Consider the following 13,150-nt stretch of genomic DNA (forward strand, 5'->3'; position numbering starts at 1 on the left):
CCACCGCCCTGAGGCCGCGACGGCGCCTCCGGCACCACCCGCTGGAACAACTCCCACAACTCGTCCGGCACCAGCCGCTCAACAATCCCCACCACAACCGACAGCCTACCCAACCACCCAAATGAGATGGCCTCTTAGAGCGCTCCGCGTGCTCTGCACGGGTCCAACCTGCAGATCCGTACGGAGGCACAGGGTTGAACAAGATCTTCTGTGGCATTGACTGGGCGGAAGGGCATCACGACATAGCCCTGGTCGACCAGGACGGAACGCAAGTTGCAAAGCTACGGATCAGCGACGACAGCGCCGGCTTCCACGCACTGATGGAACTCCTGGCCCAGCACAGTGACAGTGCAGCAGAACCGATCCCGGTCGCCATCGAGACGCCCCGCGGGCTTCTCGTCGCCGCCTTGCGGGCCACCGGCCGCCAGATCTACGCAATCAACCCATTGGCCGCGTGCCCGATATCGTGACCGCGCCAGCGTCTCCCGAGCCAAGTCCGACGCAGCGGACGCGCGGGTTCTGGCCAACATCCTCCGGACCGACCGGCATGCCCACAGGCCTCTGCCCGACGACAGCGAAGCGGGGCAGGCCGTTGCCGTCCTGGCCCGCGCTCACCAGGACGCCATCTGGGACCGGCAACAGATGATCAACCGGCTTCGGCAGGTCTCACACCTTCTCTATCTCCGCGAGCTGGACCAACTGCAGCTGGCATGGGAGCAGGGGAAGATACCGGAAAGGGGGCCGATCTTCTCTGCGGACGAGCAGCATTTGCGCTGGTCACGTCTCACCCGTATGACGCCTCAGCGCATGTTCGCCACGGTTGCCGACGAGGCGGGATGCGCCGGGCGTGAGCGTCGCTGCGGTGGCCACCCCGGACCGCAGGGCTTTCTCCGTCTTCATGGGCATCCCCGCGTTCGAACAGATCGCCACTCCCGTCAGTAAAAGGGAATAAGTAGGTCGCATGGAGCTTGTCTTGCGGCGTTTCGTGAGGGGCTGGCATTCCTTGCAAGGACATCCGTGCCCGCCGCAGGGGCCCGGGGAACGATCGTGTCCGCGACGGGGTCCGGCAGAACGACCTCTGGAGCGAGATGGCCCCGACCGGCCGGTCCCCCGCGCCCACGGCGAGGAGAACACGGTCGAGGGCTGGGCAGAGCCGGTGATCGTGAAGTGCGCGGGTGGTGGCAGGGGACGGGGACGGTGTGAGAGCCGCGGCGGCCGTGACAACACTCATCTTCAAGATCATCACGAGCCGGTTGCAGGGTCAGCCGTTCCGCGGTGGACGTTGGTCGGGCGGCAGCCGCCGGGTGATCCGGTCGAACAAGTCCTTCAGGGGTTCGGCGATGTCCTGGCCGAACTCGGTCACCCCGTAAGTGACCTGGGGTGGCGTCGTCGGCTCGACCTCCCGCCAGACCAGGCCGTCCTGGACCAGGGCGCGCAGTGTCTGAGCGAGCATCTTCTCGCTGATGCCCTGAATGCTGTCGCGCAGCTCGAAGAAACGAAGGTTGCTGTTCCGCAAGGAGATCAGGACCCAGATGCCCCACCTGCTGGTCACGTGGTCGACCACGTCGCGTGCGGGGCAGTCGGTGTGAAACACCTCATACGGCTTGTTCGCCTCGGCCTGCGTCAGCTGCGCGCCTTCCTTCATATCCGGAGCTTACCTCTGGGTACGTCCTTACGGAAAGTAAGCCCGTCTCCTAGCGTCGGCCGTCACAGCGCACAACTGACCAGGAGCTGAACATGATTGTGGTGACCGGGGCTACCGGGAACGTGGGCCGGCCGTTGACGCAGGCTCTGATCGAGGCGGGCGAGAAGGTGACAGCGGTGTCGAGGCACGCGACGGCGGTACCGGATGGAGTCCGACACGTGCCGGCCGACTTGGCCGAGCCGCATGGTCTCGCCGGCGTGTTGGAGGAGGCGAAGGCGCTGTTCCTCCTGCTGTCCGGCGACCTGCACGCCCCCGAAGCCAGGCCGACCGACGTGATCGACCTGGCCGTGGCCAGCGGGGTCCGCCGGATCGTCCTCCTGTCCTCGCAGGGCGTGGCCACCAGGCCGCTCGGCCCGTCGCGGATCGCGATGCGTGCGGTGGAGGACGCGTTGAGGGAGTCCGGTCTGGACTGGGCTGTCCTGCGACCGGGTGGCTTCGCCTCCAACGCCTTGGCCTGGGCGGAGTCCGTCCGCACGCGAGGGACGGTCTCCGCGCCCTTCGGCGATGTCGGGGTTCCGGTCGTAGACCCGGCGGACATCGCCGAGGTCGCGGCGGCCTGCCTGCTGGACAACCGGCATACCGGCGCAGTCCTCGAGCTGACCGGGCCCGAGGTGATCACGCCGCGCCGGCAGGCGGAAGCTATCGCCGCCGCGCTCGGAGCGCCGGTGCGGTTCCACGAACTCACCCGCGAGGAGGCCAAGGACGCGATGACCCGGTTCGTTCCGCCGGAGCTCGCCGACGACACCCTGGACATCATCGCCGCCCCGAACGCCGCCGAACTGCGGATCAGCCCGGACGTTCAGCGGGTCCTCGGCCGCGCCCCGCGCCCCTTCAACAGCTGGGCCGCCCGTAACGTCGCCGCATTTCGCTGAGCCGTGACCCGGCTGAGTCGGCGCCGGACAGCCTCGCGCGACGGCAACTGCAGGAACCCGTGCCGCGGTGGCGGGGTCGAGGTGCCACTCGCGTCCCGGGGGCCTGCTCCACCTGGCGCAGCTGCGGGCGGAGGCCGGGGAACGGGAGAGTGCGGGCAAGGACTCCGCGGTGTCACTCCACGCGCGGTCCGAACCCGTACACGTACCCCTCACCGACGACCGCGCCGGATCCGGTCGGTGGCTATGGCTCGCGGGGACAGGAGTTGCGCGGGGTGACCAGGCCGGATTCGGGGGCCGTGCCCGGCCTCGGACAGGGTAGCGCTGTGCCGCGCCGCGCGCGGCGTGACCGACCTGTCTCAGCGAAGCCAGTCGGCCGGAAGCCGGTGACCCGGGTGGCCTGGTATTGGTTGCGACGGGAGTGTGTCACCACTCCCCTGCCACGGTGGCGTGCTGTGCCGGTGCTCGCCCGCAAGCGACTACATCCTTCGGCCTACTCAGAATGCGGCCCTGTGGACGACGATCTTGCGGAACCGCCGCGAGAGGGTTGATCCATGCGAACAACCATCGGATACACCGTCGAAAGCATCGGCTACGTCGTCGGAGCCCAGGGGCTTGTCAGCTTCGCTTCGCAGACCTTCATCGGCACGGAGTGGGGCTGGATGCACAAGGTCGTCGACCTTCCGTCCGCCGCTTACCTCGGCATCGTCGTCGTGGGGCTGGCGCTCATCGTCGGCGGCGTGAAGACGCGAAAGACGCCCGAGCGCCAGGAGGTCGCCTGACCGGCGGGCCTTTCAGCCCGCGCCCGGCGCGACTCCCATTCCCGCCTGGCGAGGGCCAGAAGCGCCAGCTGCCACCCTGGCGACCGCCGGCCTCTCTCCCCACCGCCGCAGGCGCACCTGATACCGACCGCGCCTCGGTCATGGAGGCGGGCCGAGTCGTCAGTCCTCGCGGCCGGCCAGGACCCGGTCGGCCCGGTAGTGCAGGCAGTCGGCCATGTGCCAGACCACCATCAGACCATCCCTGGTGACGGTGACGGACCGCGCCTCGCCAGTGTCCTCGTCCGCGGCGCACAGCCGGCACCATTGCAGTGTTGTCGGCAGCCACCCCATCGCAATCAGCCCCTCACCCGCCAAAGCGTCCGGCTGGCGCCACCTGTTGACAGCCCCATACCCATCCCTACCAAATCCGTCTGGATGCCGCTCAGAAAACGGCTCGTTCGAAGCAGTCCGGAAGGCCCTGCCCGGCAAGCAAGCGGGGGCGGTGAGACCGCTGGGGCGAGCCCGGCAGGAACGACGTCAGTCGATGAACGTCTGCCGGGCCAGCAGTTCGGAGCGGACGAGTTCCAGGAGGCGGCCCGTCCAGTTGCGGCCCCGACCCCCGTTCTCGCCCCAGAAGCCCGAGTCGGCGTCGTCGTAGAGCACGGTCGCGTCACCCGTGGCAAGCAGGATCGCCGCGAGGTCGGGATGCTGCTCGTACTTGGCGCGCAGCAGACGGGCCATGACCGCCGTCCGGACCTGCTCCCAACCTTCGAGCCGCGGCGCCGCGGCCGCAACCGTACGGGCCTTCGCGCCCGACTCCGCCGCCACGACCGCGGTCCGAGCCTCCGGTTCGGCCACGGACCGGGCCCAGTAGGCGTGCGACACCGACGGGTAGGTGACGTGGCCGACGGTGATCGGGGCGGGGTAGTCGTTGCGCAGCGCCTGCTTGCCCGGGTCTTCGAGCGCGCGCTGCGGATACGAGTGGTAGATCTTGACTCCGGGGGCGAAGGACTCGGCCGGCCCGTCGGCCGGTACCCGTGAAGGGGCCTTCGCGAGCCACTGCTCGCGGTCCTCGAAGTATGCGACGGCCTCGTCGTACTCCTCCTGCGTGACCCTTTTCCCGCGCTCGTCCGGGGTCCGGCCGCCGGGCCCGGCCACCAGCACCCGGAGGGGGTAGTCCTTGCGGTCCATGTCGCCGAGCGCGTAGCGCCGCACGGTCTCGGGGACGGCCAAGTAGGCGGCCCGGGCGGCGGCCCGGTTGTCCTCCGTACGGTCCGCCATGAAGACGTCCACCGCGGCGAGGCAGCGGGCGGTCGAGTCGGGGCGGCCGTTCAGCTCGTCGATGGTGTCGCGGACTTCGGCGAGCAGCAGGTCCGGAGTCAGCCAGGTCCGCGGTGCACCGAACGTCCACGAGGCCAGGTGGTGCGCCGAGGCGCGTCCGCCGTCCGGAAGGCTGGTGGCCACCCATCCGCAGCGGAGCTTCTGCTCGAACTCCTCGAGGGTGACCAGCTCCCAGCAGTCGACGAGCCCGTCGGCGTAGATGAAGAGGTCAGTGAGGAAGTAGGAGCCGCCGTTGCATATGAACGCGTGCCGCCAGGTGCCGGGTATGCGGACGCCGTCCGCCGTGCGATGGGTGATCCGGTTGCCGATCATGCCGTGATGATGCCGGACGGACCGGCCGGAAGGCACCTCGATTGTCGTCATCGCCGGCCTCCCCTGCCCGGCCGCGGTCGGGGTGCCGGCGAGCGCGGTGGGCTTCGGCGCGGCGGCCGACGCCATCGCAACGGACGGAGCCGCCCCCCGTGATCAAGGCAGGTCGACGCCCCGGCCGTCCGAGGATGGACGGGCCCAGGCTCGCCGGCGGCAGCGCCCCTTCGAGCCGGTGCCTGGCACTGGTCCCCCGGCCCGGGTACGGGCCGGCGTTCGGCACCGGCTCGACCAACCCCCGGCCCTGCGATCGTGATCAGCGGATGCCGGCCGGCACCCATTGCGCCACCGAGGAGCCGAAACTCAGGCCGGAAACCGTAAGAAGGAGGGAACGTGATGTCGTCGAAAAGGAAGATGACGAGGCTCGGACTGGGTGCTGCGGCCGTCACGGGGCTGATCACGGCCACGGCCACATCCGCGAGCGCCGCCACTGCCTTCGACATCGGATACGGGACGGGGTCGTGCCCCAACGGCTACGTCTGCCTGTGGTCGGAGGGCAACTTCATCCAAGGGAAGTTTGTCTACGACCACGAGTTCGGCTCTGTGGCGTCGAATCAGAACGTCGGGGACATGGGAAAGCTGGCACGTAGTTCCACCGGGGACAAGGGCATGCAGGACATCACGTCGTCGGTGGCGAACAACACCGGAAGCCGGTCAACTGGTACGGCGGCCTGGAATTCAAAATCGGACCCTGGGAACGATGGCCCTCGGTTCCCCGCTGGATCAACGACAAGATCAGTTCCTTCAAGTACTGCTGACTTGTCCGTAGAACCCCGCCCTCTACGGTTTCGCGGGTCTGCGGCCGTCGGGCACGGAGTCCAGGGGCGGGTCAGAACATGGTCGGCCGGAAGCAGCCGGGCCCCGCAGCCGCACGACTCAGGCCCCCCAGGGTGAGGGGCCGTCGCACGTCGGTGCATGTCCGTGTGCACCGTGCGTGTTTGCTACCCGGTGCCGCCGTGGACGGGACCGGCTCGGACCGCGGTCCGCACGGCGCGGCGGCCGGCAGGACTCCCCCAGGGCCCTGCCGGCGCGCAGCGGTGTATCGGCCGTCAGTTGACGTTGACACCGGACCAGGCCGCGGCCACCGCCTGGTACTCCCCGGACGTCGCCCCGTACAGGTCGCCCGCCGCCTTCAGGGTGGCCGCGCGGGCGCCCTTGTAGTCGGTGGTGGAGGTCATGTACACGGTGAGCGCCCGGTACCAGATCTGGACGGCCTTGTCGCGGCCGATACCGGTGACGGTGGAGCCGTCGTAGGTGGGGCTGTCGTAGGCGACGCCGTTGATGGTCTTCGCGCCGCTGCCCTCCGACAGCAGGTAGAAGAAGTGGTTGGCGACGCCGGACGAGTAGTGGACGTTGAGGCTGCCGACCGAGGCGGACCAGTAGTCGGCCGACTTGCCGTCCTTTGAGGGCTTGTCCATGTAGCGCAGCGGCGTGCCGTTGCCATTGAGGTCGATGAGCTCACCGATGAGGTAGTCGCCCTTGTCCGAGGACAGGTTGGAGTGGAACTCCACGGCGGTACCGAAGATGTCGGAGGTCGCCTCGTTCAGGCCGCCGGACTCGCCGGAGTAGTTCAGGCCGGCCGTGCTCGCCGTGACGCCGTGGGTCATCTCATGGCCGGAGACGTCCAGTTCGGTCAGGGGGTGGGTGTTGCTCGCGCCGTCGCCGTACGTCATGCAGAAGCAGGAGTCGCTCCAGAACGCGTTGACGTAGTTGCGGCCGTAGTGGACCCGGCTGAAGGCGCCGACACCGTCGTTGCGGATGCCGCTGCGGCCGAAGGTGGTCTTGTAGAAGTCCCAGGTGGCCGCCGCACCGTACTGGGCGTCGACCGCGGCGGACTGGCCGTTGGCAACGGTGCCGTCGCCCCAGGCGTTGTCGGCGTCGGTGTAGAGGGTCCCGTTTCCGCCGGTCTTGTTGGCGAGGCTGACGGTGTACTGGCCACCGCGCGTGGCGTCCTTCAACTCAAAAGTGGTGCCGGTGGAGTTGGTGGTCAGCGGCACGGAGCCGACGAACACGCCCTTGCCGGTGCCCGTGGCGTTGGCCGTCTCGACGCCTTCGCGGGTGGAGAGGACCTCACCGCTCGCGGCGTCGGTGACGACGAGCTGGCTGCTGGGGGTGCCGTCGGCGCGCATGCCCTCGACGCGGGTCTCGTACGCGAGGCGCGGGGTGCCGGACGCAGCCCAGACGACGAGGCGTGCGGCGTCGGTCCGGTCGACCGAGGTGAGGGCCGGCTCGTCGGTGTCCCCGGTCAGGCCCATGGTGGCCTTCACGGCGTCGGCCGCCTTGGCCGCGGCCTGCTCGGCCGAGAGCTTCGGGGTGAGCGAGGCGGGAGCGATGGCCGTCTTCACCGCCTTGTCCACCGACTTCACCGCTCCCCGGGAGTCCCGGTGGACGACGAGGTCTCCGCCAAGTACCGGGAAGCCGTTGTAGGTGCGCTCGTAGCGCACATGGCGATTGCCGTTCGCGTCGGTCAGGACGTCCTTGGCGACCAGCTTCTCCGTGCCGCCCAGTCCCAGGGCGCGGGCGGTGGCGGGGGCGTCGGCGCCCGCCTGGGCGAGCAGGGCGGCGCGCTCCTGGGCGGGGACGGGCGCGGGTGCGGCCTGCGCCAGGCCGGCGCCGGCCTGGAGGGCGCCTGCGAGCAGGGCCGAGGCGGAGAGAGCAGCGCCGACTGCGAGCTTTCGCTTCACGTAGCTTTCCTTCCGGATCCGACCGCATGGGTGCGGTCGCGCCTCGTTCCGTGGCACCGGTAGGTACCTGCAGGGGGCGGAACGAGGGCTGATGTGCCGCGCCGTACGCTCGTGCGGCGCCGCCGGAGGGGATCGGCCGGCGGTGCCCGTACGGGGCGACTGGCGGAAGCATGACAATCAGCGTGATCGACTGACCAGGCCTGGGCGGGAATTGGCGCTGTCTCGCCAGGTGGAACTCGCGCAAACCGGGTGAATCGGCCCGTCGCGGTGATGCCGCCGGGTGAACGGGTGAGAGCGATTCAGGAATTCGGCACCAACTCCGGCAAGACCGACGGCACCATGCGTGGTTTGTTCCTCTGGTCTGCACCTTCGGCCGCCCCCTTCGGCAGTGGCGGCAATGCGCCACACGGAATGGTTGCCGCAATACTCAGAAGCCTGTTAAGAGGAGCGGAAACCTCCCGGACCCAGGGCTCACGGCACATCCGCCCTCATACGGCGCAAGAAGGGCGGCGTTCAGCAGTGGCATGGGTCGCGGCAGCAACGCCACTGGTGAGAGAGGCGCGGGAGACCGCTCGGGCCGAACGCTCGGCGCACACTCGCCCAACAAAGGCGTCTTTCCCGAGGGGGTGCCGATCCCTTCCGCAGGGAGATCCCGCCCGAATAGCCGGGCCGCGGCGAAAGCCAAACGGAATCCGCCGCGGCGTGGCACGCCCATTCGTGGGGCGAACAGCCCCAGAGGAATGCCCCGCACATCTCTCGGGCCGGGTTGGCACATCCTGAGTCTGCTCGTAAGGCGCGGCGCCGGATGACCAGTTGCCGGCCCGGCCACGCTGGGTGAGGGCGCCGCGGCGCTTCCACATGGCCTGCAGGGTGCCGTAGCACCTGCGGTAGCGCTGCTTCCACAGGGCGCCGAGTGTGGCGGGCGCCTCGTCCAGGCCTTGGCGCACTTTTCGTACGAGGGTCGCCGGAGGAGGTCAGTGGCGGGTGGCGGCGACGGTGATGCCCAGTCCTATCAGCGCGACCCCGCCCGCGCCGCCGACCGCCGAGAGGCGGCGGTCCGAGCCGGCGAACCAGGTGCGGGCAGTGGCAGCTCCCAAGCCCCACATGGTGTCGCAGAGCAGGCCGATGACGGCCGGGACGAGGCCCAGGACCATGATCTGAAGTGGGATGCGCCCGGCGTCGTGGTCCACGAACTGCGGCAGGACCGCGACGAAGAAGACGAGGCCCTTCGGGTTGGTGACGCCGACGAGGAGTCCGTCCAGGATCGTGCGCAGGTCGCTGCGATCTCCGTCCGCCGTGACGGTCATGTCCGCGCGCAGACGGCCGCGGTGGCGCAGAGCCTGCGTGCCGAGGTAGACCAGGTACGCCGCGCCGGCGAATTTCACTGCCGTGAGGGTAGTGGCCGAGTTCTGGACCAGGGTTCCCAGGCCGAGGGCCACGACCAGCACGAGGGCGTAGCACCCCAGGAGGTTGCCCAGGACGGTGGCAGGGCGGCTCGGCGGCCGTGGGCGAGGGCTCGCCGATCACGAACAGGACGCTCGGTCCTGGGATGGCGATCACGATGAGCGACATCGCGGCGAATGCCAGAAGGTTCGAGGTGGACACCATGGGCCGGTTGCTTCCTGGTTCGGGCGCGGTGCCCGTTCGGCACGACGCTGTTGCTGTGCGGTTGTGGTGGTTGTGCTGGGCCGCCCGTTGGGCCGTACGGCGTGGGGCGAGGGCTATCGGTGCAGGAATGTGAGGGGGCGCGGGAGTAGTCGGTCCAGGACCGCCGGCGGGAGGGTGCGGTCGGCAACGGTGTGCGTGGGTGGTGGACGCGGTACCGTCCGCGTCGAGCCGGCCTGCCACGGCGCCTGGTGGCTGCTCATCGGGTCTACGGCTCTCGACTCGCGACGTGTGGGCGGTGTGCATGGGGCTCCAGGGGTTGCTCCCAGGAGCCTGAACGACCCGGCAGAATTCGATCAACTGATTGTGGAATCATGCAATCGTGATCACTGTGCGCTTCACCGAGACGGCAGCCGAGGACCTCGCGTTCTCCGCCTCCCCCCGGCTCGAAGCGGTCCATTCCTGGCACGTGCTCACCGACCCCGGACACCACGCCCTGCACGTGCCCTGGGTACGACGCTGCCACCGGCACCCTCCGGCCCTGCGCCGGCAGATGCGCGAGCACGGCTTCGTCGTGGCCGACTACATCCCGGCCTTCTTCGAATGCGGGGCGGACGATCACGACGCGGACTTCAGCGACCAGCTCGCGGCAGTGCGCGCGCTGCCGGCCGAGGAGCTGGCCGCCGAGCTCGCCCAGACCCTCGTCGACACCACGCACTACGACGGTCCGAGCTGGTCGAGGACATGACCACCCGGGATGCCGCCCTCGCGGAGCTTCGGCCGACCGACCGCGGCCGAGCCGCACGACTGGGCGACGTCCTCACCGACCCCCTTCCGGTCCCGGAAGGCGCGCTCACCGTGCTTGAGGACTACTGGAGTGCCGCCTTCGCCGAGGAGTGGCAGCGCGTCGAACCCACCCTGTACGAGGCGATCGCCCATGCCGGACATCGGATCGCCCACCAAGGCGTCTTCCCCATGCTCGGCACCCTGGTACCGCAGATCCGCATCGACCCGGCACAGCGGACTCTGCGCCTGGACCGCCCGCACGACCACGACATCGCCGTCACCCCGGACCGGCCGGTGACGTTCACCGCCAGCCACTACGTGTGGCCCCACGTCCGCGTCACCTGCGACGACCCGTGGCCCCTCCGGGTCACCTACCCGGCACTGCCCCTCGCCCCCGCCTCCGCACCGCGCTCCGCGAGCCAGGAGGCTCCTCTCCGCGCTCAGGGCGCTGGCGGCCGCACCACGCCTGCAGATCGCGACCTGCCTCGCCACGCAGAGCCGCAGCACCCAGGAACTCGCCACCCTCCTCGGCCTGTCGCAGTCCGTGATCTCCCGCCACCTCCAACAGATGACCCAAGCGGGACTGACCACCACCCGACGCGAGGGCTACTACGTCCTCTACTCCCTCGACCCAACCCGCCTCGACCAGATCGCCGCGGCCCTCGCCGCTCTCGCCGCACCGCGCGACTGACACAGCGGCCCGGGCTCATGGAGCATCTGTCGAACCCGGCGCCTCCCATCCGACGGGAATGAGCTGTCCTACGCCTCCCGTCGGCCCGGGCGCGGGACAACAGACCCGTGGTGGTCCAGCTGGCGGCGCATGTCGAGCAGGTGGTGGCGCAGCTCGTGCAGGGTGTGCACGGCGAGCCAGCGTAGGGAGCGCTCCGTCCGCTCGGGGTAGGTGTAGATCAGCGTGCGCTCCCAGTCGACGGCCGACAGGCGATCGAGGGAATGGGCGAACAACTGTGCGGCATAGTGCAGTTGGCGGGAGACGTCGGTCGGCTCCTGGGCGGCGTATCCGTCGAGTTCGACCCGTTCGTCACGTCCCATGGGTTCGGCGACCGGCGTTTCGCATCGCCGCGCGGCCAGCAGGCGTTCGCGTTGCACGAGCAGCACGTCGCGCACGTGGCAGGCGTACTCGAGGGGTGACCACACCTGCGGCGCCGGGCGCCGCCGCAGCGCGGACGGCTCTGCCTTCAGGAGCTCGGCGTACGCGTCCACGTGGCTCCTGGCCAGCGCCGGGACCGCAGGACCCTGGGCAAGGTCGTAAACGAAATCGCACTCCGTGCAGGCCATCACACACCGACGTTAGCAAGCCCTCGCCCTGCCGACTCCCCGCGCCGTCTACCTTCGCCGTCGACAGCGCGCCGGCTACGCTTCCGACCGGCACGACGGCGACGCCGCTCGACGCCACCGGTGAGGACCTGGTGACCGCGATCCTCGCCACCGCGCACGCGGGGCCGCACGGTGAAGCCGCCTCGCTCGCCGCGCGATGGGAGGCCTGGGCGCTGCAGGCGCATGGTCCGGGACCCGCAGCGCGCCCGAGATCTCGGCCCCCGCCTGCGTCTCGCTGCGACGCCGCGTCCCCGGACAGCGACCGGGAGCCACGGAAGCCGTGCAGCGCCGGCCGGAGATGCTGCACTCCGTGCCACGGGCGCTCACCCCGGGGCAGTGAGACCACGGGCACCCGGATGGGCCGCATCGGCCCATGGAAATGCCCCTGGGTCTGACGACGGGGGACGCCGGCTCCTCCACGCCCGAGGGGTTCCTGTGATCTCGTCGGAACGGGCAAGGCCGGGGGGGAACTGCAGCGCCGGGCCGGAGTCAAGCCCTGGCGCCGGCGCTGCGGACGGCAAGACCCAGCGCGGTGCCAGGTTCCGCCGAAGGTCTCACGTGCACCCGTCACGCGTGCACGGACCGCGATCGCCGCCGGTCTGCACTCGATCGATGGATGCGCTGAGCCCGGGTCCGACGGCTACTTCTTCCAGTCGACCGAGGTGGCCATGAGCGCGTACTGGCCGCACTCGCCGCCGAACGCCCAGTGCCCGCGGCCGACCCACTTGCCGTAGATGACCTTGCCGTTGCCGCACTCGGTCGTGGCGCGCGCCTGACCGGAAGTGACGGTGCAGGAGGCGGTCCACTTGTGGGTGTTCGACTGCCAGTTCTCGCAGTGGTACCCGGGGCCTGCAGCGCTTGCCATTCCCGGAAGTGCGACGACCATCCCGCCGGCGAACACCGCCGTGGCCACGGCGGCGCCGATGCGGCGTACTGCGTGCTTCATACTTCTTCCCGATGCTGCCCGCTGAAGACGCCACGTACGGGACACAGCGAGCGAAACGTCCCGTACCGGTGGGTAAGGTTACGAGCCGCCTTGATCGTTTAACAAATTCAGGAAGTGAGGGACACCCCTCCGAGCAGGCTGGTCACGCCGCTCCGGACGGCCTGCAGCACGTGCCCACCGGAGCGAGGTGGAGAACGAGTCGATGGATCGGCGCCTACGCCACCACCCGTGGCCGGGCCCCTGGTCGACCGCGAGCCCTACCTGCCCAAGGCAAGGCCTGAACCGAGTGCCGGACGTCTTTCTCCACCCGTCCCGGCGGCCCACAGCCAATCCCTTGCTCCAGGTGGTGACACCGTCGCCCGCCGAAACCCAACCTCGCTCGCGCATGCTGGAGGTTGAACAGCAGACCGAGTCCCCCGGCTGGTCTTACGATCACGGCCTTGCGGCCCGATGAGTTCTACGACCACGCACGTGCGGCTGCGGATGACGAGCTCCGGCTTCCGTTGGCAAGGATGACCGGATGGGACATCAGCCCCTTCGAGGCGGACGGACTACGCGTCTGCGCACTCCGCCCGCCCGTTCTGCCCGAGGCGCGACGGCACGGCGAAGACCCGGCGGACTGCGACGAGTGCCGCTCGCGCAACGAAGGCACCTGGTTCGACGACCGCTGGCGACTGGCCCGGATACCGGGCGTCGGCGTGCCACTGGTGCTGATGCTGTACCCGCGCGACCACCACGACATGGCAGATCCG

General features: G+C 69.6%; 10 protein-coding genes and 6 pseudogenes. 8 read left to right on the plus strand and 8 right to left on the minus strand.

Going from position 1 to position 13,150, the window contains the following annotated elements:
• A pseudogene (locus ABZ924_RS36075) lies at positions 1 to 104 on the minus strand (IS5/IS1182 family transposase); the annotation flags it as partial.
• A gap of 90 nt (positions 105 to 194) precedes the next feature.
• On the opposite strand from ABZ924_RS36075, the pseudogene ABZ924_RS36080 reads away from it, so the two are divergent.
• A pseudogene (locus tag ABZ924_RS36080) lies at positions 195 to 666 on the plus strand (IS110 family transposase); the annotation flags it as partial.
• 595 nt (positions 667 to 1,261) lie between these two features.
• On the opposite strand, the gene ABZ924_RS36085 reads toward ABZ924_RS36080, so the two are convergent.
• The gene (locus ABZ924_RS36085; protein WP_361919550.1) at positions 1,262 to 1,645 is read right to left on the minus strand and encodes a helix-turn-helix domain-containing protein; all 384 of its coding nucleotides are present in this window, start codon (positions 1,643 to 1,645) and stop codon (positions 1,262 to 1,264) included.
• A gap of 92 nt (positions 1,646 to 1,737) precedes the next feature.
• Here ABZ924_RS36085 and ABZ924_RS36090 point away from each other — a divergent pair, with 92 nt between their 5' ends.
• A complete protein-coding gene (locus ABZ924_RS36090) occupies positions 1,738 to 2,577 on the plus strand; it encodes an NAD(P)H-binding protein (protein WP_361919552.1) in 840 nt (279 codons plus the stop codon).
• Positions 2,578 to 3,128: 551 nt separating this feature from the next.
• A complete protein-coding gene (locus ABZ924_RS36095) occupies positions 3,129 to 3,356 on the plus strand; it encodes a hypothetical protein (RefSeq protein WP_361919554.1) in 228 nt (75 codons plus the stop codon).
• Between the two features lie 159 nt (positions 3,357 to 3,515).
• On the opposite strand, the gene ABZ924_RS36100 is transcribed toward ABZ924_RS36095, so the two are convergent.
• Positions 3,516 to 3,686: a hypothetical protein gene (locus ABZ924_RS36100; protein WP_361919556.1), complete on the minus strand. Its 171-nt coding sequence runs from the start codon at positions 3,684 to 3,686 to the stop codon at positions 3,516 to 3,518.
• A 186-nt stretch (positions 3,687 to 3,872) separates the two neighbouring features.
• Positions 3,873 to 4,988 carry an NADAR family protein gene (locus ABZ924_RS36105; protein ID WP_361919558.1) on the minus strand — a complete coding sequence of 372 codons (1,116 nt, stop codon included), beginning with the start codon at positions 4,986 to 4,988 and terminating at the stop codon, positions 3,873 to 3,875.
• Positions 4,989 to 5,396: 408 nt separating this feature from the next.
• On the opposite strand from ABZ924_RS36105, the gene ABZ924_RS36110 reads away from it, so the two are divergent.
• Positions 5,397 to 5,936 carry a peptidase inhibitor family I36 protein gene (locus tag ABZ924_RS36110; RefSeq protein WP_361919566.1) on the plus strand — a complete coding sequence of 180 codons (540 nt, stop codon included), beginning with the start codon at positions 5,397 to 5,399 and terminating at the stop codon, positions 5,934 to 5,936.
• Positions 5,937 to 6,091: 155 nt separating this feature from the next.
• Here ABZ924_RS36110 and ABZ924_RS36115 read toward each other — a convergent pair whose 3' ends face one another.
• Together ABZ924_RS36115 and ABZ924_RS36120 are read right to left on the minus strand one after the other, a co-directional pair.
• The gene (locus ABZ924_RS36115; protein ID WP_361919560.1) at positions 6,092 to 7,726 is read right to left on the minus strand and encodes a M4 family metallopeptidase; all 1,635 of its coding nucleotides are present in this window, start codon (positions 7,724 to 7,726) and stop codon (positions 6,092 to 6,094) included.
• A 974-nt stretch (positions 7,727 to 8,700) separates the two neighbouring features.
• A pseudogene (locus tag ABZ924_RS36120) lies at positions 8,701 to 9,334 on the minus strand (LysE family translocator).
• Between the two features lie 379 nt (positions 9,335 to 9,713).
• Between ABZ924_RS36120 and ABZ924_RS36125 the strand changes: the two are divergent.
• The 3 genes and pseudogenes from ABZ924_RS36125 to ABZ924_RS36135 all read left to right on the plus strand — a co-directional run.
• Entirely contained in the window at positions 9,714 to 10,079 is a 366-nt protein-coding gene (locus ABZ924_RS36125) for a DUF5937 family protein (protein ID WP_361919562.1), read from the plus strand.
• Positions 10,076 to 10,438: pseudogene (locus ABZ924_RS36130) on the plus strand (DUF5937 family protein); the annotation flags it as partial. The gene ABZ924_RS36125 and the pseudogene ABZ924_RS36130, both read left to right, overlap by 4 nt.
• A gap of 115 nt (positions 10,439 to 10,553) precedes the next feature.
• A pseudogene (locus ABZ924_RS36135) lies at positions 10,554 to 10,808 on the plus strand (metalloregulator ArsR/SmtB family transcription factor); the annotation flags it as partial.
• A gap of 68 nt (positions 10,809 to 10,876) precedes the next feature.
• On the opposite strand, the gene ABZ924_RS36140 reads toward ABZ924_RS36135, so the two are convergent.
• Both ABZ924_RS36140 and ABZ924_RS36145 read right to left on the minus strand, forming a co-directional pair.
• Entirely contained in the window at positions 10,877 to 11,338 is a 462-nt protein-coding gene (locus tag ABZ924_RS36140; protein WP_361919564.1) for a DinB family protein, read from the minus strand.
• A gap of 754 nt (positions 11,339 to 12,092) precedes the next feature.
• Entirely contained in the window at positions 12,093 to 12,398 is a 306-nt protein-coding gene (locus tag ABZ924_RS36145) for a hypothetical protein (protein ID WP_356846136.1), read from the minus strand.
• A gap of 512 nt (positions 12,399 to 12,910) precedes the next feature.
• On the opposite strand from ABZ924_RS36145, the pseudogene ABZ924_RS36150 reads away from it, so the two are divergent.
• Positions 12,911 to 13,150, plus strand: a pseudogene (locus ABZ924_RS36150) (hypothetical protein); the annotation flags it as partial.

This window comes from Streptomyces sp. NPDC046876 (assembly GCF_040645035.1).
GTDB lineage: Bacteria > Actinomycetota > Actinomycetes > Streptomycetales > Streptomycetaceae > Streptomyces.

Excerpts from the sequence above, each read along its gene's own strand:
- ABZ924_RS36145 (WP_356846136.1), bottom strand. The coding sequence starts at position 12,398 with ATGAAGCACGCAGTACGCCGCATCGGCGCCGCCGTGGCCACGGCGGTG.
- ABZ924_RS36110 (WP_361919566.1), top strand. The coding sequence starts at position 5,397 with ATGACGAGGCTCGGACTGGGTGCTGCGGCCGTCACGGGGCTGATCACG.
- ABZ924_RS36090 (WP_361919552.1), top strand. The coding sequence starts at position 1,738 with ATGATTGTGGTGACCGGGGCTACCGGGAACGTGGGCCGGCCGTTGACG.
- ABZ924_RS36100 (WP_361919556.1), bottom strand. The coding sequence starts at position 3,686 with ATGGGGTGGCTGCCGACAACACTGCAATGGTGCCGGCTGTGCGCCGCG.
- ABZ924_RS36105 (WP_361919558.1), bottom strand. The coding sequence starts at position 4,988 with ATGATCGGCAACCGGATCACCCATCGCACGGCGGACGGCGTCCGCATA.
- ABZ924_RS36085 (WP_361919550.1), bottom strand. The coding sequence starts at position 1,645 with ATGAAGGAAGGCGCGCAGCTGACGCAGGCCGAGGCGAACAAGCCGTAT.
- ABZ924_RS36095 (WP_361919554.1), top strand. The coding sequence starts at position 3,129 with ATGCGAACAACCATCGGATACACCGTCGAAAGCATCGGCTACGTCGTC.